19 protein-coding genes are annotated in these 22,319 nt (G+C 72.3%); 11 read left to right on the forward strand and 8 right to left on the reverse strand.

Going from position 1 to position 22,319, the window contains the following annotated elements; translation table 11 throughout:
* Nucleotides 1-54: 54 nt before the first annotated feature.
* Nucleotides 55-2,619 (forward strand): valine--tRNA ligase, encoded by a 2,565-nt coding sequence (gene valS, locus RM555_RS05385; protein ID WP_311410730.1) that lies wholly within the window; start codon nucleotides 55-57, stop codon nucleotides 2,617-2,619.
* 123 nt (nucleotides 2,620-2,742) lie between these two features.
* Here the strand turns inward: valS and RM555_RS05390 are convergent, their stop codons facing one another.
* The 5 genes from RM555_RS05390 to RM555_RS05410 all read right to left on the reverse strand — a co-directional run bounded on the left by RM555_RS05390 (nucleotide 2,743) and on the right by RM555_RS05410 (nucleotide 6,979).
* Nucleotides 2,743-3,393: a hypothetical protein gene (locus RM555_RS05390; protein ID WP_311410731.1), complete on the reverse strand. Its 651-nt coding sequence runs from the start codon at nucleotides 3,391-3,393 to the stop codon at nucleotides 2,743-2,745.
* 126 nt (nucleotides 3,394-3,519) lie between these two features.
* Nucleotides 3,520-4,230, reverse strand: coding sequence for an ABC transporter permease (locus tag RM555_RS05395; protein ID WP_311410732.1), 711 nt, complete (start codon nucleotides 4,228-4,230; stop codon nucleotides 3,520-3,522).
* Nucleotides 4,231-4,234: 4 nt separating this feature from the next.
* On the reverse strand, nucleotides 4,235-5,194 hold the full coding sequence (locus RM555_RS05400; RefSeq protein WP_121399775.1) for an ABC transporter ATP-binding protein: 960 nt from the start codon (nucleotides 5,192-5,194) through the stop codon (nucleotides 4,235-4,237).
* Nucleotides 5,191-6,072, reverse strand: coding sequence for an ABC transporter permease (locus tag RM555_RS05405; RefSeq protein ID WP_151456320.1), 882 nt, complete (start codon nucleotides 6,070-6,072; stop codon nucleotides 5,191-5,193). The genes RM555_RS05400 and RM555_RS05405 overlap by 4 nt, the downstream gene beginning before the upstream one ends.
* The gene (locus RM555_RS05410; protein ID WP_132231009.1) at nucleotides 6,065-6,979 is read right to left on the reverse strand and encodes an ABC transporter ATP-binding protein; all 915 of its coding nucleotides are present in this window, start codon (nucleotides 6,977-6,979) and stop codon (nucleotides 6,065-6,067) included. Before RM555_RS05410 ends, RM555_RS05405 begins: the two co-directional genes overlap by 8 nt.
* Before the next feature lie 199 nt (nucleotides 6,980-7,178).
* On the opposite strand from RM555_RS05410, the gene RM555_RS05415 reads away from it, so the two are divergent.
* From RM555_RS05415 to galT, 4 genes are all read left to right on the forward strand, one after another.
* The gene (locus RM555_RS05415; RefSeq protein ID WP_311410733.1) at nucleotides 7,179-7,730 is read left to right on the forward strand and encodes a DM13 domain-containing protein; all 552 of its coding nucleotides are present in this window, start codon (nucleotides 7,179-7,181) and stop codon (nucleotides 7,728-7,730) included.
* A 109-nt stretch (nucleotides 7,731-7,839) separates the two neighbouring features.
* A complete protein-coding gene (gene cysC / locus RM555_RS05420) occupies nucleotides 7,840-9,369 on the forward strand; it encodes an adenylyl-sulfate kinase (RefSeq protein ID WP_311410734.1) in 1,530 nt (509 codons plus the stop codon).
* Between the two features lie 106 nt (nucleotides 9,370-9,475).
* A complete protein-coding gene (locus tag RM555_RS05425) occupies nucleotides 9,476-10,300 on the forward strand; it encodes a DeoR/GlpR family DNA-binding transcription regulator (RefSeq protein WP_132231006.1) in 825 nt (274 codons plus the stop codon).
* Entirely contained in the window at nucleotides 10,297-11,373 is a 1,077-nt protein-coding gene (galT, locus tag RM555_RS05430) for a galactose-1-phosphate uridylyltransferase (RefSeq protein WP_311410735.1), read from the forward strand. The genes RM555_RS05425 and galT overlap by 4 nt, the downstream gene beginning before the upstream one ends.
* Before the next feature lie 543 nt (nucleotides 11,374-11,916).
* Here galT and RM555_RS05435 read toward each other — a convergent pair.
* Nucleotides 11,917-13,134 carry an NADP-dependent isocitrate dehydrogenase gene (locus RM555_RS05435; RefSeq protein ID WP_101412708.1) on the reverse strand — a complete coding sequence of 406 codons (1,218 nt, stop codon included), beginning with the start codon at nucleotides 13,132-13,134 and terminating at the stop codon, nucleotides 11,917-11,919.
* Between the two features lie 138 nt (nucleotides 13,135-13,272).
* Here RM555_RS05435 and RM555_RS05440 point away from each other — a divergent pair, with 138 nt between their 5' ends.
* The gene (locus RM555_RS05440) at nucleotides 13,273-14,079 is read left to right on the forward strand and encodes an MBL fold metallo-hydrolase (RefSeq protein WP_311410736.1); all 807 of its coding nucleotides are present in this window, start codon (nucleotides 13,273-13,275) and stop codon (nucleotides 14,077-14,079) included.
* A gap of 58 nt (nucleotides 14,080-14,137) precedes the next feature.
* Here RM555_RS05440 and mdh read toward each other — a convergent pair whose 3' ends face one another.
* Both mdh and RM555_RS05450 read right to left on the reverse strand, forming a co-directional pair.
* Nucleotides 14,138-15,088 carry a malate dehydrogenase gene (gene mdh / locus RM555_RS05445; protein ID WP_088998471.1) on the reverse strand — a complete coding sequence of 317 codons (951 nt, stop codon included), beginning with the start codon at nucleotides 15,086-15,088 and terminating at the stop codon, nucleotides 14,138-14,140.
* A 178-nt stretch (nucleotides 15,089-15,266) separates the two neighbouring features.
* On the reverse strand, nucleotides 15,267-16,127 hold the full coding sequence (locus RM555_RS05450; RefSeq protein WP_311410737.1) for a bifunctional methylenetetrahydrofolate dehydrogenase/methenyltetrahydrofolate cyclohydrolase: 861 nt from the start codon (nucleotides 16,125-16,127) through the stop codon (nucleotides 15,267-15,269).
* Nucleotides 16,128-16,558: 431 nt separating this feature from the next.
* Here RM555_RS05450 and RM555_RS05455 point away from each other — a divergent pair, with 431 nt between their 5' ends.
* The 5 genes from RM555_RS05455 (at nucleotide 16,559) to RM555_RS05475 (ending at nucleotide 22,315) form a co-directional block, all read left to right on the forward strand.
* Nucleotides 16,559-18,163 carry a peptide ABC transporter substrate-binding protein gene (locus tag RM555_RS05455; RefSeq protein ID WP_311410738.1) on the forward strand — a complete coding sequence of 535 codons (1,605 nt, stop codon included), beginning with the start codon at nucleotides 16,559-16,561 and terminating at the stop codon, nucleotides 18,161-18,163.
* A gap of 85 nt (nucleotides 18,164-18,248) precedes the next feature.
* Nucleotides 18,249-19,187, forward strand: a complete 939-nt coding sequence (locus tag RM555_RS05460; RefSeq protein ID WP_151456057.1) for an ABC transporter permease — start codon at nucleotides 18,249-18,251, stop codon at nucleotides 19,185-19,187.
* 18 nt (nucleotides 19,188-19,205) lie between these two features.
* Complete coding sequence (locus tag RM555_RS05465; protein WP_311410739.1) at nucleotides 19,206-20,162, forward strand: ABC transporter permease; 957 nt, start codon at nucleotides 19,206-19,208, stop codon at nucleotides 20,160-20,162.
* Between the two features lie 103 nt (nucleotides 20,163-20,265).
* Entirely contained in the window at nucleotides 20,266-21,303 is a 1,038-nt protein-coding gene (locus RM555_RS05470; RefSeq protein WP_311410740.1) for an ABC transporter ATP-binding protein, read from the forward strand.
* Entirely contained in the window at nucleotides 21,287-22,315 is a 1,029-nt protein-coding gene (locus RM555_RS05475; protein ID WP_311410741.1) for an ABC transporter ATP-binding protein, read from the forward strand. Before RM555_RS05470 ends, RM555_RS05475 begins: the two co-directional genes overlap by 17 nt.
* Nucleotides 22,316-22,319: the final 4 nt, after the last annotated feature.

Here is a 22,319-nt window from a genome sequence, read left to right on the forward strand (position 1 = left end):
GGCACGGGGCGAAACCACGTGGTCCGGCCCCGGGCCACTGCCTACCATCGACGGATGACCGACACGGAGAGGACGGCCCGCGCCGGTGTCCCCGAACGTCCGGGCCTGGACGGCATCGAGGAGACCTGGGCGCGCCGCTGGCAGGAGGACGGCACGTACGCGTTCGACCGCGCTAAGAGGCGGTCCGACGTGTACGCGATCGACACCCCGCCGCCGACCGTATCGGGCGAGCTGCACATGGGGCACGTCTTCTCGTACACGCACACCGACGTGGTGGCCCGGTTCCAGCGGATGCGCGGGCGCACGGTCTTCTACCCGATGGGCTGGGACGACAACGGCCTGCCCACCGAGCGCCGGGTGCAGAACGTCTACGGCGTGCGCTGCGATCCGGCGCTGCCGTACGAGCCGGACCGGCAGGTGCCCGACACTCCGGTGAGCGAGGCCGCCCGCAAGGACCCGACCCCGGTCTCCCGGCGGAACTTCATCGAGCTGTGCGAGCGGCTGACCGTCGCCGACGAGCAGGTCTTCGAGGCGCTCTGGCGGCGGCTCGGGCTCTCCGTGGACTGGTCGTTGACGTACACGACGATCGGCTCGGCGGCCCGGGCGGCCTCGCAGCGGGCGTTCCTGCGCAACCTGGCCCGGGGCGAGGCGTACCAGGCGGAGGCGCCGACGCTCTGGGACGTCGGCTTCGCCACCGCCGTCGCCCAGGCGGAGCTGGAGGACCGGGAGCGGCCCGGGGCGTACCACCGGCTGCGGTTCGCCGGGCCGGGCGGGCGGGAGGTGCTCATCGACACCACCCGACCGGAGCTGCTGCCGGCCTGCGTGGCGCTGGTCTGCCACCCCGACGACGAGCGGTACGCCGACCTGGTCGGCGGCACCGCGCGTACGCCGGTCTTCGGGGTGGACGTGCCGGTGCGGGCGCACCCGCTGGCGGACCCGGCCAAGGGCACGGGCATCGCGATGGTCTGCACCTTCGGCGACCTGACCGACGTGACCTGGTGGCGGGAGCTGCGGCTGGACACCCGCGTGGTGATCGGCCGGGACGGCCGGCTGCTGCCCGAGCCGCCGGCCGGCGTGCCGGGGCAGCCGTACGCGGCGCTGGCCGGGCAGACCGTCAACGGCGCCCGGCGGACGCTGGTGGAGCTGCTGGCCGACGCCGGGGACCTGGTCGGCGAGCCGCGACCCGTCACCCACCCGGTGAAGTTCTACGAGCGCGGCGACCGGCCGCTGGAGATCGTCTCGACCCGGCAGTGGTACCTGCGCAACGGCGGACGCGACGCGGGCCTGCGCGACGAGCTGCTGGCCCGGGGCGGGGAGCTGCGCTGGGTGCCGGAGCACATGCGGCACCGCTACGCGCACTGGGTGGGCGGCCTCACCGGCGACTGGCTGGTCAGCCGGCAACGCTTCTTCGGCGTGCCGGTGCCGGTGTGGTACCGGCTCGACGACGCTGGCGAGCCGGACTGGTCCCAGCCTCTCACGCCGGCGGAGTCCGCGCTGCCGATCGACCCGTCCATCGACGCCCCGCCCGGGTTCGAGGAGTCGCAGCGGGGCCGCCCGGGCGGCTTCGTCGGCGACCCGGACGTGCTCGACACGTGGGCCACCTCGTCGCTGACCCCGCAGATCGCCGGCGGGTGGGAGACCGACCCGGACCTGTTCGCCCGGGTCTTCCCGATGGACCTGCGCCCGCAGGGACAGGAGATCATCCGCACCTGGCTGTTCTCCACCGTGGTCCGCGCCCACCTGGAGCACGGGGTGCTGCCCTGGCGGGACACGGTGCTCTCCGGCTGGATCCTCGACCCCGACCGGAAGAAGATGTCCAAGTCCAAGGGGAACGTGGTCACCCCGATGGCGCTGCTGGAGCAGCACGGCTCCGACGCGGTGCGGTACTGGGCGGCGAACGGCAAGCCGGGCATGGACCTCGCCTTCGACCCGGCCCAGATCAAGGTCGGCCGGCGGCTGGCGACCAAGCTGCTGAACGCGTCGAAGTTCGCCCTCGGGCTGGGCGCCGCCGACGCGCTGCGGGCGCCGGCCACCGAGCCGCTGGACCGCGCCGTGCTCGCCGAACTCTCCGGCGTGGTCGCCGCCGCGACGTCGGCACTGGAGGCGTACGACCACACGGCCGCGTTGCAGGTCGCCGAGGGCTTCTTCTGGCGGTTCTGCGACGACTACATCGAGCTGGTGAAGGAGCGCGCCTACGGCTCCGGACCGGGTGCGGACTCCGCCCGGGCGGCGCTGGCCACCGCGCTCTCGGTGCAGCTGCGGCTGTTCGCCCCGGTGCTGCCGTACGTGACCGAGGAGGTGTGGTCGTGGTGGCGCTACGGCTCGGTGCACCGCGCGACCTGGCCCACCACGTACGAGGTGGACCGGGCGATCGAGGGCACCGGCCAGCCTGAGCTGCTGCGGCTGGCCGCCGACGCGCTCAGCCAGGTGCGCCGGGCCAAGTCGGAGCGGAAACTGTCGATGAAGGCGGAGGTGCCGCTGGCCGAGGCGCTCGGCCCGGCGGCCCTGCTGGAACAGCTGACCGTGATCGCCGACGACGTCCGGGCCGCCGGCCGCATCGCCAAGCTGGACCTGCTCCCCGACCGCACCCCGGAACTCGTCATCGCCTGCGCGTTCTGACCGGCCGGCCCCGTCGCGCTCTCACCGGGCGCGGCGGGGCCGGTGGGCCCAGCGGCGCGGGCGGGGGCCGGTGGGCCCAGCGGCGCGGGCGGGGGCCGGTGGGCCCAGCGGCGCGGGCGGGGCTCACCAGCCGCGCAGCAGCCGCAGGCCGAGCAGGAAGGCGACGACGGCGGGGCCGACCAGCAGGGTGATCGCCTGGAGGCGGTACGGCATCCGGTGCCGGGTCAGCTCCACCGCGTTGCCCAGCACGATCACGCCCGCCAGCATCAGGAACGCGCCCCACATCGGCGCGGCATCGACGCCGACCAGGTCGACGCGGGTCAGTTGCAGCGTCCCGCCGAGCAGCACGGCGCCGGCCAGCGCCAGCAGGGAGACCGCCCGGTGCAGCCCCCGGGCCAACGGATGGACCAGCCGCCAGCGGTAGGTGCCGGCGACCGCCAGGCACGGCAGGATGACCATCAGGGGCCAGCCCCGCCCGAACACGCCGAACATCAGCAGCGCCCCGACCGCGAACACCAGCGCGCCCAGGCAGGCGACCACGTAGCCGGCGAAGGCCCGCCCGCCGCCCCTGGCCAGCAGCGGCCCGCCGGTGGCGGCGATCAGCGCGCCGGGGATCAGCACGAACCCCGCCCACCAGTGGAAGTGCCCGCTGGCCTGCGCGGCCGTGGTGGTCGCCGCCGCCGCCAGCCCGGCCACCGCCAGGCTCACCATCCAGTGCCGACCGGCACCCGGATAGGCCTCCCGCGACATCACCAGCCCCGTCTCCGCGCTCACGCCGTCAGCCTCGCCCAGCCGCCCGGCCCGGTCCATCCGGGCAGCCCTACCATCGCCGGGTCGGGCTGCCCGGAGGCCGTCAGGTCGCGTCCCGGATCCGGGCGGGGCGGCCCGGCCCGTCGGGGGTCAGCTCGTCTCGCCGGCCACGCTGAAGGAGCGGAGCCGGTCGATGGCGAGCGCCGTGAAGCCCGCGCTGATCAACGCGGCCATCACCGCCGCCACCGGGACCGAGACGCCGGCCTCCAGCAGCCCGGTGGGGGCCATCCGGTCGGCGAGGGCGATCACGTACTGCTGGATGGAGAGCACCTTGGTGCCGTTGACGACGTTGCCGAGCAGCCCCTCCCAGATCAGCACGTAGACCAGGCCGAGCAGCACCGGCCGCCGGGTGAGCAGGCTGAGCGCCACGAACAGCGCCGAGTACGCCAGCGCGCCGACCGCCGACGCGGCGGCGAGCGCCAGGCCGAGCCGTACGGAGTGGGCCAGCACGCCCGCCACGTAGATCGGCACGGCGACGGTGACCGCGGTGACGCCGGCGGCCACCGCCAGCTTGGGCAGCACGATCTGCCAGCGCGGCAACGGCTTGGTCAGGATGTGCACGACGGTGCCGTCGTCGATCTCGGCCCCCAGCACGCCGGTGCCGACGATCAGGGCGACCACCGGGAGCACCACGGCCAGGCCGAGGCCGACCAGCACCGGCGGGCCCCACTCGCCCGGGTCCACCCCGATCGCACGGGAGAGCACGGCGAGCAGCACCAGCACGACGGGCAGCGGCAGCAGCAGGAGGAACCGGCGACGCCCGAACAGCCCCCGCACGGTGATCCAGGAAACGGTAGACATGGGTTCAGGCCTCCACGAGGTAGGAGAAGACGCTCTCCAGGGATTCGTCCTCGGGCACCAACTGCCGCACCCGGATGCCCTCCGCCAGGGCGATCTTCGGCAGGACGCGGGTGAACGCGCCGTAGTCGCCGGCCCGCACGGTCAGCCCGGCGCGGCCCAGCTCGACGCCCGTCACCGACGCCTCGGCCATCAGCGCGACGGCGAGCGCCCGGTCGTCGGTGGAGTGCACGGCGAAGACGTGCGGCCGGTTGGTCATCAGCCGGCGGATGGTGCGGAAGTCGCCGGAGGCGGCCAGCCGGCCGGCGACCATCACCTGGACGGTGCCGGAGACCTGCTCGACCTCCTCCAGGATGTGCGAGCTGAACAGGATGGTGCGGCCGGCGTCGCCGAGGCGGTGCAGCAGCTCCATCATGTGCAGCCGCTGGCGCGGGTCCATCCCGTTGAACGGCTCGTCGAGCAGCAGCACCTGCGGCTCGTGCACCAGCGCCGCGGCCACCCGGGCACGCTGCCGCATGCCCTTCGAGTACGTGCCGATCCGGCGGTCCTGCGCGCCCTCCATCTCCACCAGGGCGATCGCCCGGCGGGCCGCCTCCGCCGGGTCCGGCAGCCGGTGCAGCTTCGCGCTGGCCAGCACGAACTCGTACGCGGTGAGGAAGGTGTGCACCGCCTCGCGCTCGCTGACCAGGCCGAGCCGGCGGTAGACCTCCGGGTTGCGCCAGGTGGGCCGGCCGTCCAGGCTCACCGCCCCGCGCGACGGGGCCAGGAAGCCCGCCATCATGTGCAGCAGGGTGGTCTTGCCCGCGCCGTTCGGGCCGAGCAGCCCGGTGACGCCGGGGCCGAGGCTCATGCTGACGTCGTTGACGGCCACCACGTTGCCGTACCAGCGGGAGACGCCGGCGAGGTCGAGGGTGCTGGCGGCGGCGGTCGGCGTCCCCGCCGCCTGGTCGACGCTGATCGTGGTCATCGGGCGGCCACCTTCCGGTATCGCAGCATCAGCAGGGCGACGCAGCCGGCCACGAGCAGCACGGCGGCGACCGCGTAGACCGGGCCGAAGTCGCCGATCGGCACTCCGCCCTCCCCCTCGAACAGCAGCAGGTCGCCGAGCGCCCAGGTGCCCACTCCGCCCACCAACGTCGAGGGCGAGGCGAGGAAGGCCAGTTCGTTGACCGCCTGGGAGGGCATGATCGACAGGGTGCCGACGATCGGGGTGGTCATCAGGAACACGGCCACGATCCCGCCGGCCGCGAACGCCCGCTTGCCGGTGGACGAGGCGACCAGCAGCCCGACCGAGGCGAAGACCGCCGCCCAGAGCCCGGCGTAGAGCAGGCTGGGCAGCAGGTCGAGCAGCTCGTTCCAGACCCCGCGCATGCCGTCGCCGGTCGTGAACGCGGCGCCCAGGAACATCACCAGCTGCGGCCCGCCGAGCAGCAGCCAGAGCGCGGTGGCCAGCGCCAGCAGCTTGGCCAGCGGGTAGTCCGACCTCGGCAGCGGCCGGGAGAAGTAGAGCGGCAGCACCCCGCTGCGCAGGTCCCGCGAGACCAGCTCGGGGGCGACCGCCGCGACGAAGAAGATGACCAGCCAGCTCATGTTGTCGGCGAACTGGGCGTACGTCATCACCGACTCGCCGACCTGGCTGCGGACGGCGGCGAGCCCGGCGGCCACCACGGTGACGATGGCGACCACCAGCCAGGGGAAGATCTTGGCCTTCGCGCTGCGGCCCAGCCCGAACGCCGTACGCAGGCCGTGCAGGTAGAGCGCGCCGAAGACGGCCCGGCGGCCCAGCCGGGGACCGGTGTAGCGCTGGTAGCCGATGTCGTGGATGACGCCGGTCGGCTCAGGCATGGCTGGGCTCCCTCGTGGCGAAGAGTTCGGCCACCCGGTGCCGGCGCTGGTCCAGCCGGTGCAGCGGCAGGTCCAGCTCGGCGACCGCGCCGAGGATCAGGTCGTAGGTGGCGTCGTCGGCGAGCTCGACGAGCAGCAGCCGGCCGTCCCGGCGTACCGGCAGGTCGAGCGCGGCCAGCCGGGCGGCCAGTTCGTCGGTGCCCTCGCTCACCTCGACGGCGAGCACGTCGGTGGCCGAGGTCATGGCGGAGATGTGGTCGGCGCGCAGCAGCCGCCCGCCGTCGATGGCGACCAGGGTGTCGCAGATCCGCTCGACCTCGCCCAGCAGGTGCGAGCAGACCAGCACGGAGATGCCGAACTCGGTGCCGATGCGGTGCACCAGCGCCAGCATGGCGTCACGGCCGGCCGGGTCGAGCCCGTTGGTCGGCTCGTCGAGCAGCAGCAGGTCGGGGTCGTGCACCAGGGCCTGGGCGAGCTTGACCCGCTGCTTCATGCCGGTGGAGTAGCCGCCGACCGGGCGGTAGCGCTCCTCGTAGAGCCCGACGTGCCGCAGCGCCTCGGAGGCCCGTTCCCGGGCGACCGTACGCGGCAGGCCGCTGACCCGGCCGAGGTGGGTGACCAGCTCGGCGGCGGAGAGGTCCGGCGGCAGGGCGTCGTGCTCGGGCATGTAGCCGACCCGGGCGCGGACCTGGGCGGAGTCGGTGGTCGGGTCGAGGCCGAGGACCCGGACCCGGCCGCTGGTCGGGGCGAGGAGGCCGAGCAGGATCTTGATCAGGGTGGACTTGCCGGCGCCGTTCGCACCGACCAACCCGATGATCCCCGGCTCGACCGCGACGGTCAGGTCGGCCAGCGCGGTGACCCCACCCCCGTACGTCTTGGTCAGCGAGTCGGTCGCGATGAGTGTCACGTCGTACAGCGTAGGAGGCGAGGACCCCTGTGGGCAGCGGCTCGCCCCCGGGCGCTCCCCTGATCCTGGCGGTCCGCGTCCCCTAGGGTGCGGCGCGGTCCCCGGCGGTGGTGGGCGTGCCGGCACCGCTGGCACGCATCGGCCTCCGCCACGCCGCACGGGGCAGACAGGACGCGGCCCGGGCCGACACACTGTGGGCATGACCCGACTGTTCCGCGCGCCGCTGACGTGGGTGGTGGTCGCCGTCCTCGCCGCCGGCTCGGCGTTCGGCCTCTACTGGTTCCAGCCCTGGAAGCTGGTCACCGACGCCGAGGTCGACGAGGCACTTTCGAGCGTCGCGGCCACGCCGGCGCCGACGGGTTCCGCCACGGGCGCGGCGCCCGCCCCCGCCGGGCCGGTCCTCGTCGGGCAGGGCGACTTCGTGACCCACGAGCACGACACGTCGGGCAGCGCGCGCATCGTCCGCGCCCCCGACGGGCGGCACCGGCTGGAACTCGTCGGCCTGGCCACCTCCAACGGCCCGGACCTGCGGGTCTGGCTCACCGACCAGCCGGTGCGCAGCGGCACCGCCGGGTGGCGGGTCTTCGACGACGGCCGGTGGGTCGAGCTGGGCCGACTCAAGGGCAACCGGGGCGACCAGGGTTACGACATCCCGGCCGACGTCGACTTGACGGGCCTGACCAGCGTCTCCATCTGGTGCAAGCGGTTCGCCGTCTCCTTCGGGGCCGCGTCCCTGGCCCCGCCCCGCTGACCCGCCGGCCGCCGGCGCCCGCCGGCTGAGCCGCCAGTGGAGTGGCGCTCTCGACCGATCGCCGGGCGGCTGAGAAACTGTGTGCCGGTCAGTGTCGTTTGGGGGATGGATGAGCAACAGCTGGGTGCTGCCCGACGAGGTGCTCCGGGACGCGCCGGCGTACACGCCGCGCCCTGGCGAGCTGGCTGACCTGGAGCTGCTGCTGATCGGGGCGTACGCTCCGCTGGCCGGCTTCATGACCCGCGCCGACCTGGTCTCGGTGAGTCGGCGGAGCCGGCTCGCCGACGGCTCACCGTGGCCGGTGCCGGTGACCCTCCAGGTGCCGACGGCGCTCGCTCAGGGCCTCGACCCGCGCGACGAGGCACGCCGCACCCTGGTGCTCACCGACGGGGAGGGCGCGCCGGTCGCGGCGCTGGACGTCGCCGACGCGTGGCATGTCCGCGACGGGGTGGCCGGCGTCGGGGGCACGGTCCGTCGGCTCGGCGACGGCGGCCACGGCCCCTTCCAGCGGCTGCGCCGCACCCCGGAGGAGGTACGCCCGCTGCTGCCGTCCGGTCGGGTGCTCGGGGTGATCGCCGACCGCCCGCTGCACCGGCCGCAGCTCGCCCAGATCGCCCACGCGGTCCGCACGCTCGGCGCCCACCTGCTGGTGATGATCCCGGTCGGCGAGGACGGCCTCGGCGGGTTGCCGCCGGAGTCGCTCGTACGCAGCGTCTTCGCCGCCCGCGACCGGATGCCGCCGGCCACGCTGGTCGCCGTCCCGTTGTCCCGCCGGCGCGACGAGATCAGCGACGCGCTGCTGCGGGCCCGGGTGTCGGCGGCGTACGGCGTCACGCACCTGCTCTCCACCGGCGAGATGCTCTCCGGCGCCGGCCTGCGGGTGCTGGTGCCGCGCGAGCTGGCCTACGACAACCGCGACGGGCAGTGGCGCTGGCGGGAGGACATCCCGCCCCGCAACCGGCGCCTGGCGCTGACCCAGCCGGAGATCAACGACCTGCTGGACCGGGGTTTCCCGCTCCCCGAGTGGCACACCCCGCCCGCGGTGGCGAAGGAGCTGGCCCGGGCCCGGCCGCCGCGGCGGCACCGGGGCCTCGTCGTCTTCCTGACCGGGCTCTCGGGCTCCGGCAAGTCGACGATCGCCCGGGGCCTGGCCGACGTGCTGCGCGAGCAGGGCGACCGGAGCATCACGTTGCTCGACGGCGACGTGGTGCGCCGCGAGCTCTCCGCCGGGCTGGGCTTCAGCAAGGCCGACCGGGACCTCAACGTGCGACGGATCGGCTGGGTGGCGGCGGAGATCGCCCGGCACCACGGCGTCGGCATCTGCTGCCCGATCGCCCCGTACGCCCAGGCCCGCGCGACCGCCCGGGAGATGGCGCTGGCCGCCGGTGCGGGTTTCGTGCTGGTGCACGTGGCGACCCCGCTTGAGGTCTGCGAGCAGCGCGACCGCAAGGGCCTCTACGCCCGGGCCCGGGCCGGCCTGCTCACCGGGATGACGGGCATCGACGACCCCTACGAGGAGCCGGCCGACGCGGACCTGGTGGTCGACACCAGCGACATGACGATCGACGAGGCGGTCGAGGCCGTCCTGCACCACCTGAACGAGACGGGTTGGGTCGAACCCCGGCTCCAGTCGATCTGATCACGCCCTCCGCCTACCGGTCGTCCCCTCCTTCGCGCTAGTGTTCATTCTTGTTCGAACACGTTCGACCGCGTGAGGGCGCGCGGCTGGCACGGAGGTACGGCGGATGCTCGCTCAGCAACGGCAGGCGGCCATCCTGGACCGGGTCCGCGCCACCGGCGGCGTGCGGGTCACCGAGCTGGCCGCCGAGTACGGCGTCTCGGACATGACCATCCGCCGCGACCTGGAGGCGCTGCACGAGCGCGGCCTGCTGGCCAAGGTGCACGGCGGCGCCACGGTGGCCGGCCCCGGCTCGACCGACGAGCCGGGCTTCCGGGCCAAGTCGGTGCGGCAACTGGCGGAGAAGGCGGCCATCGCCGGCCGCGCCGCCGAGCTGGTCCGCCCCGGGGCGGCGGTCGCGCTCTCCGCCGGCACCACCACCGCCGAGCTGGCCCGTCGACTGGTCGACGTGCCGGGCCTGACCGTCGTCACCAACTCGCTGCCGGTGGCCGAGATCCTGCACGCCGGCGGCCGGTCCGACCAGACCGTGGTGCTCACCGGCGGGGTGCGTACGCCGTCGGACGCGCTGGTCGGGCCGCTGGCCGTCGCCGCCATCCGGTCGCTGCACCTGGACCTGCTCTTCCTCGGCGTGCACGGGATCACCGAGCGGGCCGGGTTCACCACGCCGAACCTGATGGAGGCGGAGACCGACCGCGCCCTGGTGGCCGCCGCCGACCGGCTGGTCGTGCTCGCCGACCACACCAAGTGGGGCACCGTCGGCATCTCCTCGATCGTTGAGCTTTCCGCCGCCCACGTGCTGGTCACCGACGACCGGCTGCCCCCCGACGCGCAGCGGGCGCTCGACGACCGGGTGGGCGAACTGGTGGTCGTGCCCCCCGGCACGGGCGCGGGGCGGACGGCCACGACGACAGATGAGGGGATGGCGAGGTGAAGCGCACCGCGATCGCGCTGGCCGACGGCCGGGAGCTGATCTACTTCGACGAACGGGACGACGCCGTCCGCGACCAGCCGGACCGACGCGAGCTGCCTCCGCCACCGCCCGCGTCGCAGCTGCGCCTGGACCCGCTCACCGACGAGTGGGTGGCCGTCGCCGTGCACCGGCAGACGCGCACCTTCCTCCCGCCGGCCGACCAGTGCCCGCTCTGCCCCAGCACCGACGGCCGGCAGAGCGAGATCCCGGCCCCCGACTACGACGTCGCCGTCTTCGAGAACCGGTTCCCCTCCCTGAGCGGCCGGGTGGCCGAGGAGCCCGCCGAGATCACCCCGTTCACCCCGGTCCGCCCGGGTCGGGGCCGCTGCGAGGTGGTCTGCTTCACCGATGACCACAACGCGTCCTTCGCGTCCCTCCCGCCACGCCGGGTGCGTACCGTCCTCGACGCGCTCGCCGACCGCACGTCGGCGCTCGCGGAGCTGCCCGGGGTGGAGCAGGTGTTCTGCTTCGAGAACCGGGGCGTGGAGATCGGTGTGACCCTGCACCACCCGCACGGCCAGATCTACGCGTACCCCTTCGTGACCCCGCGGACCCGGGCGCTGCTGGCCGCCGCCCGCCGGCATGCGGAACGCACCGGCGGGCGCAACCTCTACGCCGACGTGCTCGCCGCCGAGCGGGCCGACGGCGACCGCGTGGTCGCCGCCAACGAGCACTGGACGGCGTACGTCCCGGCGGCGGCCCGCTGGCCGTTCGAGGTGCACGTGGCCCCGCACCGGCCGGTGCCGGACATCCCCGCGCTCGACGACGCCGAGCGGGACGCCTTCGGGCCGCTCTACCTGGACCTGCTGCGCCGCTTCGACGGGCTGTTCGACGTGCCGATGCCCTACATCGCCGCCTGGCACCAGGCGCCGGTACGCGTCGACCGCGAGCTGGGCCACCTGCACCTGCAGCTGTTCAGCATCCGGCGCGCGAAGGACAAGCTGAAGTACCTGGCGGGCTCGGAGTCCGCGATGGGCGTCTTCATCAACGACATCGCCCCGGAGCGCGCCGCCGAACTCCTCCGCGCCGCCTGAGCCCCTGCACAGGTCGATCATGCAGTTCTGGTGGGAGTCGTGTCCTGAATCGAGTCTTATGCGGGGCACCACAACTGCATGATCGGCGCCAGCTGCGGGCGCGGTGCAGGGCGATGGTGCAGGGCGGAGACAGGGCGCGGGGGGCCCGGGACAGGGCCCCCCGCAGGGAAGGGACGGCTGGCTGCGCGCGACAGCCGGGAAGGCTGGCTGATCGGCACGCTTGCCGCGAGGCGACCGCGGTCAACCTTCCTGGACGCGACTGGCATCTCGTCCACCCAGGTCAACGAGGCGCGCCGAGGTAGGTGACGCAACCGGCGTGTCCCCCGCCGACACGCCGCCGACCCTGAGCAACCGAGCGGATCTTGGCAGGAAACGGCCCCTGCAGGGGCACTCCGGTACCAAGATCTGAACCGCTCGACGACCGCACCGCGAGCGGGGAGCGGGGAGCGGGCGGCGGGCGGCGGAACGGCAGGAGCCCGCCGGCGGGTGCCGGCGGGCTCCTGTGCGACGCGGCGGCGCTGCGTGCTGCCCCGGTGACGAGGATCAGGCGGAGAGCTTGCGCGCCAGGTTCTCGTCGAGCGCGTTCATGAACTCGTCGGTGGTCAGCCACGGGGCGTCCCGCGAGATGAGCAGCGAGAGGTCCTTGGTCATCTGGCCGCCCTCGACGGTGTCGACGATGACCTGCTCCAGGGTGTTGGCGAACTCGGTGACCGCCGGGGTGCCGTCCAGCTTGCCCCGGTGGGCCAGGCCCCGGGTCCAGGCGTAGATCGACGCGATCGGGTTGGTCGAGGTCTTCTCGCCCTTCTGCCACTGCCGGTAGTGCCGGGTGACCGTGCCGTGCGCGGCCTCGGCCTCGACCGTACGGCCGTCCGGGGAGAGCAGCACCGAGGTCATCAGGCCCAGCGAGCCGAAGCCCTGCGCGACGGTGTCGGACTGCACGTCACCGTCGTAGTTCTTGCAGGCCCAGACGTAGCCGCCCTCCCACTTGAGCGCGGCGGCGACCATGTCGTCGATGAGCCGGTGCTCGTAGGTGATGCCGGCGGCGTCGAACTCGGCCTTGAACTCGTTCTCGAACACCTCGGCGAAGATGTCCTTGAACCGGCCGTCGTACGCCTTGAGGATGGTGTTCTTGGTGGACAGGTAGACCGGGTAGTTGCGGTCCAGACCGTAGCGGAACGAGGCGCGGGCGAAGTCCCGGATCGACTCGTCGTAGTTGTACATGCCCATGGCGATGCCGCCGCCGGGGAAGTTGGCGACCTCCATCTCCATCGGGGCGCCGCCGTCGGCCGGGGTGTAGGTGACGGTCACCTTGCCCGGGCCCGGGACGACGAAGTCGGTGGCCTTGTACTGGTCACCGTGGGCGTGCCGGCCGATGATGATCGGCTTGGTCCAGCCGGGGACCAGCCGCGGCACGTTGGACATGATGATCGGCTCGCGGAAGACGACGCCGCCGAGGATGTTGCGGATCGTGCCGTTCGGCGACCGCCACATCTTCTTCAGGCCGAACTCCTCCACCCGGGCCTCGTCCGGGGTGATGGTCGCGCACTTGACGCCGACGCCGTGCTCCTTGATGGCGTTGGCGGCATCGACGGTGACCTGGTCGTCGGTCTCGTCGCGGTGCTGGATCGACAGGTCGTAGTAGTGCAGGTCGACGTCGAGGTAGGGCAGGATCAGCTGCTCCCGGATCTGCTTCCAGATGATCCGGGTCATCTCGTCGCCGTCGAGCTCAACGACCGGGTTGTTTACCTTGATCTTCGCCATCGGCCGGCGCTCCTCTCGGGGGACTCGTGCTCAAGCAGTACGAGCGTACTGGAAACTGATCGGCAGTCCCCAGCCGGCCTCGGTCGGGCCGGAACAAACGACGTGCACGGCGCACGGGACCGCTGACATGATCGCCGGATGCCGCTGAGCCGCATCCTCGGGTCTATCACGGTCACCGCGCTCACCGATGGCGAGGGGCCGTTCTTCCAGCCCCGCGCGGAGGCGTTCCCGGACGCCACGCCGGAGCACTGGCGCGCGGCCGACCGGCGGGACCCGGCCACGGTGACCGCCGACGGGCGGTGGTGGCTGCCGTTCCGCAGCTTCGCCATCCGCGCCGGTGACGGCCCGGTGACCCTGGTCGACGCCGGGATCGGCCCGGCCGGCTCCCCCGCCGCGAGCTGGGCGCCGGTACCCGGCCGGCTGCCGGCCGAACTCGCCGCCGCCGGCATCGACCCGGCCGACGTACGCACGGTGGTGCTCACCCACCTGCACAGCGACCACGTCGGCTGGGCGGTCACCGGCTCGCCGGGGACGCCGTACTTCCCGAACGCCGACTACCTGCTCCAACGGGCCGAACTGGCCGCCGTCGGGCAGCTCGACCCGGGGCTGTCGGCCGGCCTGGTCGCGCCGTTGCGCGCCGCCGGCCAGCTCCGGGTCGTCGACGGCGAGGAGAGGCTGAATCCGACGGTACGGCTGCTGCCGACGCCGGGGCACACGCCCGGTCACCAGTCGGTGCTGCTGGAGGTGGGCGACGGGCGGCTGCTGCTCACCGGCGACCTGCTGGTGCACGCCGTGCAACTGGTCGACCCCGAGCTGGCGTACGCCCACGAGGAGGACGCCGCCGCGGCGCGTGCCTCGCGGGTGGGGCTGCTGCGCGACCTGGCCGCGCGCGGGCCCGCGGTGCTCGCCACCCCGCACCTGGGCGAGGCGTTCGTGACGCTGTAGGGCGGAACGACGAGGGGGCACGCCGGCGGACCGGCGTGCCCCCTCGACGGGTGGTGGATCACATGGAGGCGACGTCGCCCTGCTTGGCGCGGACGGCCTCGGCGGCCTCCTTCAGGCTGGCCAGCTCGTCGGCGTCCAGGTCGGTCTCGACGACGCGCTTGACGCCCTCGGCGCCGATCGCGGCCTCGACACCCAGGTAGACGCCGGAGATGCCGTACTCGCCGTCGACCCAGGCGCAGACCGGCATGACCTCGCCCGAGTCCTCCGCCACGGCCTTCGCCATCCGGGCGGCGGCGGCCGACGGCGCGTAGTACGCCGAACCGGTCTTGAGCAGCGCGACCACCTCGGCGCCGCCGTTGCGGGTCTTGACGACCAGCTCCTCGATCTGCTCGGCCGGCATGGCCTCACGCAGCGGCTTGCCGTCGACCGTGCTCTGCGACGGCACCGGCACCATCGTGTCGCCGTGCGAGCCGAGGGTCAGCGTCTTCACCGACTTCACCGGTACGCCCAGCGCCTCGGCCACGAAGTTGGTGAACCGGGCGGTGTCCAGCATGCCGGCCTGGCCGAGCACCCGGTTCTTCGGGAACTGGGTGGCGAGCTGGGCCAGCGCGGTCATCTCGTCGAGCGGGTTGGACACGACGATGACGACGGCGTTCGGGGCGTACTTGGCGACGTTCTCGGAGACCTGGCGGACGATCTTCGCGTTCGTCTCGAGCAGGTCCATGCGGCTCATCCCCGGCTTGCGCGGCAGGCCGGCGGTGATCACCACGACGTCCGAGCCCTCGATCGCCTCGTAGCCCTCGCCGTTCGGGCCGGTGGTCGCGCCGACCACCTTGGTCTCGAAGCCCTCGATGGCGCGCGACTGGTTGAGGTCCAGGGCGAGACCTGCGGGCTTGCCCTCCACGATGTCGGTGATCACGACGGTGTCGAAGACGTCGTACTCGGCCAGGCGCTGTGCGGTGGTGGAGCCGTAGAAGCCAGCCCCGACGACAGTGACCTTCTTACCCATGGTCGTCCCACTCCCTGCTACCAGTCGGTTTTCCGGACCGTATCAGTCATCGTGGCACCGATCAGGTCAGGGGAGCCGACCATCGCCGGGATGGGGCGAACGTCACGGCCGTCCCCAAGGTGTAAGGAAGGGCCCCTTCCTCTACCTCAGGCGTTAGGAAGGTGCCCTTCCTAACGCCTCAGTCGCGCTCGGCCCGCTCCACGACGTTGGTCAGCAGCATCGCGCGGGTCATCGGGCCGACGCCGCCCGGCATGGGCACCAGCTTGCCGGCCACCTCCGCCGCCTCCTGGGCGACGTCGCCGGTGTAGCGGCCCTTGCCGTCCGGGCCGATGACCCGGGTGATGCCGACGTCGACCACGACCGCGCCCGGCGTGAGCATGTCGGCGGTGAGCAGGCCCGGCACGCCGGCGGCCACGATGACGATGTCGGCGGCCCGGGTGTGCGAGGCCAGGTCGAGGGTGCCGGTGTGGCAGAGGGTCACGGTGGCGTTCTCGCTGCGGCGGGTGAGCAGCAGGCCGAGCGGACGGCCGACGGTGTTGCCGCGGCCGACCACGGCGACCGTGGCGCCGCGCAGCGGCACGTCGTGCCGGCGGAGCAGCTCGACGATGCCGCGCGGGGTGCAGGGCAGCGGGGCGTCGTAGCCCAGGACGAGCCGGCCGAGGTTGACCGGGTGCAGGCCGTCGGCGTCCTTGTCCGGGTCGATCAGCTCCAGCACCCGCTGGGTGTCGAGGTGGCCGGGCAGCGGCAGCTGGACGATGTAGCCGTGGCAGGCCGGGTCGGCGTTCAGCTCGGCGAGCACGGCGTCGACCTGCGCCTGGGTCGCGTCGGCCGGCAGCTCGCGGCGGATCGAGGCGACCCCCACCTCGGCGCAGTCGCGGTGCTTGCCGTTGACGTACGCCTGGGAGCCGGGGTCCGCACCCACCAGGACGGTGCCGAGCCCGGGGGTGATGCCGCGTTCCGCCAGTGCCTTGACCCGTGTCCGCAGCTCGTCCTTGATCTCGGCCGCGGTCGCCTTGCCGTCCAGAAGCGTCGCCGTCACGCCCAGATCGTCTCACGGTCGACGGCCGGCGATCCGACGACCTGCGCCAAGCCCGCATTGTGACCACTAAGAGTGACGTGCAGTTAATCACTCTGAGTAACACATCAGCCGCCGAGCCCTCACCTGGAACCGGACTCCCGGGCCGTCGGGGTGACTATGGGGCACGGTCGGATCGGGCCGGCACGAACGGGCGGACCGGCCGCGGCGGGCGCCAACGATGCCGAGAGTCCTCGCTGCCCAGCGCCGCATTCGCGGTCGCACGGCATTAGCAGACCCGGCTCGCCGCGACAAGGCCCCGACGGTGACTCCGTTATCGGTTCGCAACCCGCCCGTTGTCGATCGCCGGCCGGCGACCTACCGTTGCCCAACGTTGCGCAGCGTAAACCCAGCGCCGGGCCTGACTGCGCAGCGTGAGGAGATGAGGAGGCTACATGCGTGTTCGTAGGCTCGCTGCCTGGACCGCCCTCCCGCTCGCGGTGACCCTGGGCCTGGTGGCCTGCGGCTCGGGCGGCGACGGTGGATCCGGCGAGAGCAACCCCGACGCGGCCGTGCGGATCGAGATCGCCGAGCCGCAGCACCTGGTACCGACCAACACCAACGAGACGAGCGGCTCGCAGGTGCTCGCCGCCCTGTTCAGCCCGCTCGTCGACTACGACGAGGCCAACAAGCCCTACGAGGTGGCGGCCGAGTCGGTGACGTCCGAGGACAACACGACCTGGACGGTCAAGCTGAAGGACGGCTACACCTTCCACAACGGCGAGAAGGTCACCGCCGACAACTACGTCGACGCCTGGAACTACGGCGCCTACGCCCCGAACGGCCAGAACTCCAGCTACTTCTTCGAGAAGATCGCCGGCTACGAGGACATGCAGGGCGAGACCCCGAAGGCCAAGACACTCAGCGGGCTGAAGAAGGTCGACGACCTGACCTTCACCGTCACGCTGTCGGAGCCGTACAGCGAGTTCAAGTCCGTGCTCGGCTACACCGCCTTCTACCCGATGCCGAAGGCCGCGTTCTCCGCGCCCGGCGTACTTGCCGAGGGCTACGAGCAGGCGCCGGTCGGTCAGGGCCCGTTCAAGATGAAGGGCACCTGGCAGCACGACGCCAAGGTCGAGGTCGAGAAGTACGACGCCTTCCCCGGCGAGAAGCCGAAGGTGGCCGGCGTCGAGTTCCGGATCTACCAGCAGCCGACCGCCGCGTACGCGGACGTGCTGTCGGACAACCTCGACGTCATCAAGACCATCCCGACCGAGAACCTCTCGACGGCCGGCACCGACCTCGGTGACCGGTTCAAGCAGAGCTCCGCCTCGTCGCTCCAGGTGCTGGCCTTCCCGACGTTCCAGGAGGAGTTCAGCAACCCAGACGTGCGCAAGGCCATCTCGATGGCGGTCGACCGTGACGAGATCACCAAGTCGATCTTCAAGGACTCGCAGCAGCCGGCCCGCTCGTTCGTCTCGCCGGTCGTCGCGGGCTACCGCGACAACACCATCGGCGAGGCCGGCGAGTTCGACCCGGCCAAGGCCAAGAGCCTCTACCAGGCCGCGGGCGGCCCGGCGAGGATCGAGCTGTCCTACAACGGCGACGGCGGCCACAAGGACTGGATCGACGCGACCTGCAACCAGCTCAAGACCAACCTGGGCGTGGACTGCGTGGGCACCGCCGAGCCGAAGTTCGCGGACCTGCTGACCAAGGTGAAGGCCAAGCAGCCGGTCGGCCTGTTCCGGATGGGCTGGGTCATGGACTACCCGTCCATGGAGAACTACCTGGGCCCGCTGTACAGCAGCAAGGGCTCGTCGAACTACTACGGCTACAGCAACCCCGAGTTCGACAAGCTGCTCGCCGAGGGCGCCAGCGCCGCGAACGAGGACGAGGCGATCAAGAAGTACCAGGCGGCCGAGGACCTGCTGGCGGAGGACCTGCCGGTGATCCCGCTGCGTTACGGCCAGAACAACTTCGGCCACTCCACCAAGGTGACGAACGTGGAGATGGATCTCTTCGACCGGATCGACCTCGTGAAGATCGAGGCCGTCAAGTAACACCACGGCAGGACGGGTCGGGCCATCGGCGGACGGTGGCCCGACCCGCCTTCCTCTTCGCACTTTTTCCGCCAGACTGCCAAGTATGTTCCGCTTCATCCTGCGGCGTCTGCTCCAGATGGTCCTCGCGTTCTTCGGGACCACGCTGATCGTCTACGCGCTGATGTTCGCCGGCCAGGGCGACCCCATCCAGGCGCTCGCCGGTGAGCGCCCGGTCACGGCCGCCCAGCGGGCATACCTGACGGAGAAGTTCCACCTCGACCGGACCGGGGTCGGCGGGTTCTTCTACCGCTACTTCGACTACCTCAAGAACCTGCTCCAGGGTGACCTCGGGCAGTCCCTCACCGGACGCTCGATAGGCGACATCCTGGCCGCCGCCTGGCCCGTCACGGTCAAGCTGGCGCTGATCGCCATGGCGGTCACCATCCTCTTCGGGGTCACCGCGGGCGTCCTCGCCGGCATCCGGCGGGCCAGCATCTTCGACAACTCGACCCTGCTGCTGACCCTGCTGGTGCTCGGCATCCCGACGATCGTGCTCGCGCCGCTGGCGCAGTACCTCCTCGGCGTCAGGTGGCAGCTCTTCCCGGCCACCGCCGGCGCCGACCCGGACCTGTACGCGCTCCTGCTGCCGGGCATCGTGCTCGGCTCGCTCTCGCTGGCCACCGCGCTGCGGCTGACCCGGACGTCCGTGGCCGAGAACCTACGCGCCGACTACGTCCGCACCGCCCGGTCGAAGGGACTGGTGAGGCGGCGGATCGTCAGCGTCCACGTGCTGCGCAACTCCCTCATCCCGGTGGTCACCTTCCTCGGCGTCGAGCTGGGCAACCTGATGAGCGGCGCGATCATCACCGAGGGCGTGTTCAACATCCCCGGCGTCGGCTTCAACCTCTTCCGCGGCATCCGCACCGAGGACGGCCCCCTGGTGGTGGGCATCGTCAGCGTGCTCGTCGTGGTCTACCTCGTCTCCAACCTGGTGGTGGACGTCCTGTACGCCGTACTCGACCCGAGGATCCGCTATGAGTGAGCGCAGCGAGGTGCGGGCATGAGTGACTTCGAGACCGTCGCGGCGAGCGAGAACCAGGCCGCGCGGCGGGGGCCGTCGGGTGAGCCCGGCGCGCCGAACCAGGTCGGCGTACCGCAGAAGCCCCGCAGCCTGGCCGGCGACGCCTGGCGCGACCTGCGCCGCAAGCCGATCTTCTGGATCAGCCTCGCCCTGGTGGTGCTGGTCGCCGCCATGGCCGCCGTGCCGGGGCTGTTCACCGCGAACGACCCGCGCGACTGCGTGCTGGCCCGCCAGCACGCCGGGCCGTCCGGCGGGGCGATCTTCGGGTACGACTTCCAGGGGTGCGACACGTACGCCCGGGCGGTCTACGGCGCCCGCGCGTCGTTGCTGGTCGGCGCGCTCTCCGCGCTGCTCACCGGCCTGATCGCGCTAGCCGTGGGGATGCTGGCCGGCTACTTCGGCCGCTGGGTCGACGCGGTGCTCTCCCGGGTGATCGACGTCGTCCTGGGCATCCCGCTCCTGCTCGCCGCGATCGTGCTGCTCAAGCGGGTCAACAGCGACAGCTCGGCGGTCCGGGTCGGCGCGGTCATCTTCGTGCTGGCGATCCTCGGCTGGACCACCGCCGCCCGCGTCGTCCGCTCCTCGGTGATCACCGCCAAGGAGCAGGACTACGTCGCGGCGGCCCGGATGCTCGGCGCCGGCGACGGCCGGATCATGCTGCGGCACATCCTGCCCAACGCGCTCGCCCCGGCGATCGTGGTGCTGACGATCGCCCTCGGCTCGTTCATCGCCGCCGAGGCGACGCTGAGCTTCCTCGGCATCGGGCTCAGGGCGCCGACCATCTCCTGGGGCATCGACATCGACGCCGGCCGGGTGCACATGCGGGAGTCGGTCACCCCGCTGCTGGTCCCCTCGACGTTCCTGGCGCTGACCGTGCTGGCGTTCATCATGCTCGGCGACGCGATCCGCGACGCCTTCGACCCGAAACTGCGCTGACGCATGCGAGCGAGCCTTCCAGTCACGAGCGAGAGGCAGGAACCATGCGAGCGCGAGGAGTGAGCGCAGCGAGCCCCGTAGTCGCGAGCGAAAGGCCTGAACCGTGAGCCAGTCCGCCGTCCAACCGACGCCGGCTTCCCCGACGCCCCCGGGCGGGCACCTGCTGGACGTACGGGACCTGCACGTCGAGTTCCGCACCGGCGAGGGCGTGGCCAGGGTGATCAACGGGGTCTCGTACCACCTCGATCCCGGCGAGACGCTCGCCGTGCTCGGCGAGTCGGGCTCCGGCAAGTCGGTCACCGCCCAGGCGATCATGGGCATCCTCGACACTCCCCCGGCCGTGATCCGCTCCGGCGAGATCCTCTACCAGGGGCGGGACCTGCTCAAGCTGCCGGAGGAGCAGCGCCGGCAGGTACGCGGCAAGGAGATCGCGATGATCTTCCAGGACGCCCTCTCCGCGCTGAACCCCGTCTTCGGAGTGGGCTGGCAGATCGGCGAGACGCTGCGCCAGCGCGAGGGCATGTCGAAGGCGGACGCCCGTGCCCGGGTCGTCGAGCTGATGGACCTGGTACGGATCCCCGGCGCCGCCAGCCGGCTCGGCGACTACCCGCACCAGTTCTCCGGCGGCATGCGGCAGCGCGTCATGATCGCGATGGCGCTGGCCATGAACCCGAAGGTGCTGATCGCCGACGAGCCGACCACGGCCCTGGACGTCACCGTCCAAGCCCAGATCATGGACCTGCTGGCCGACCTGCGCCGCGGCCTCGACATGGCGATGATCCTGATCACGCACGACCTGGGTGTGGTCGCCGACGTCGCGGACCGGATCGCCGTCATGTACGCCGGCCGGATCGTCGAGCACGCCGACGTCCGCTCGCTGTACCGGGCGCCGGCCCACCCGTACACGAAGGGGTTGCTGGAGTCGATCCCGCGGATGGACGTCCGGGGTCAGGAGCTCTCCACGATCAGAGGGCTGCCGCCCAACCTGATGCGGATCCCGTCCGGCTGCCCGTTCCACCCCCGGTGCCCGTACGTGCAGCAGGTCTGCGTCGACGTGGTGCCGCACGACCTGGTCCTGGGCGACGGCCGGACCAGCGCGTGCCACTTCGCCCAGGAGGTCCGTGATGACAGCGCCCGCTAGCCCGACCAAGGTGCGCGGCGAGACGATCCTCGCCGTCGACAACGTGGTCAAGCACTTCCCGATCCGCCAGGGCGTGCTCTTCCAGCGGCAGGTCGGCGCCGTCAAGGCCGTCGACGGGGTCAGCTTCGAGCTGCGCCGGGGCGAGACCCTCGGGGTGGTCGGCGAGTCCGGCTGCGGCAAGTCGACGTTGGCCCGGCTGCTGATGCGGCTGGAGACGCCGACCGCCGGCCGGGCCACCCTGGAGGGCCGGGACCTGTTCTCCGCCTCCGGTGCCGAACTGCGCCGGCTGCGGCGCAACATGCAGATGGTGATGCAGGACCCGTACACCTCACTGAACCCGCGCATGACGGTCGGCGACATCATCGGCGAGCCGTTCGAGATCCACCCGGACGCCGCGCCGAAGGGCAGCCGGCGGGGCCGGGTGCGGGAGCTGCTCGACGTGGTCGGCCTGAACCCCGAGCACATCAACCGGTACCCGCACCAGTTCTCCGGCGGCCAGCGGCAGCGCATCGGCATCGCCCGCGCGCTCGCCCTGCGGCCCGAGATCATCGTCTGCGACGAGCCGGTCAGCGCCCTGGACGTGTCGATCCAGGCCCAGGTGATCAACCTGCTGGAGAAGCTCCAGGACGAGTTCGGCCTGTCGTACATCTTCATCGCGCACGACCTGTCGGTGGTCCGCCACATCTCGGACCGCGTCGCGGTCATGTACCTCGGCAAGATCGTGGAGATCGGCACCGAGGACGAGATCTACGAGCGCGCCACCCACCCGTACACCCAGGCGCTGCTCTCGGCCGTGCCGGTGCCGGACCCGGAGGCCCGCGACCGGCGCACCATGATCCGGCTCACCGGCGACGTGCCGAGCCCGGCCGACCCGCCGAGCGGCTGCCACTTCCGCACCCGCTGCTGGAAGGCCCAGGAGGTCTGCGCCACCCAGGAGCCCCACACGGTCCTCCGCGCGGCGGACCCCCACCCCTCGGCCTGCCACTTCGCCGAACTCCGCCCCACCCCCTGACCCT

Origin of the sequence: Micromonospora reichwaldensis (genome assembly GCF_031845925.1) — a bacterium.
Taxonomy (GTDB): Bacteria; Actinomycetota; Actinomycetes; order Mycobacteriales; family Micromonosporaceae; genus Micromonospora; species Micromonospora reichwaldensis.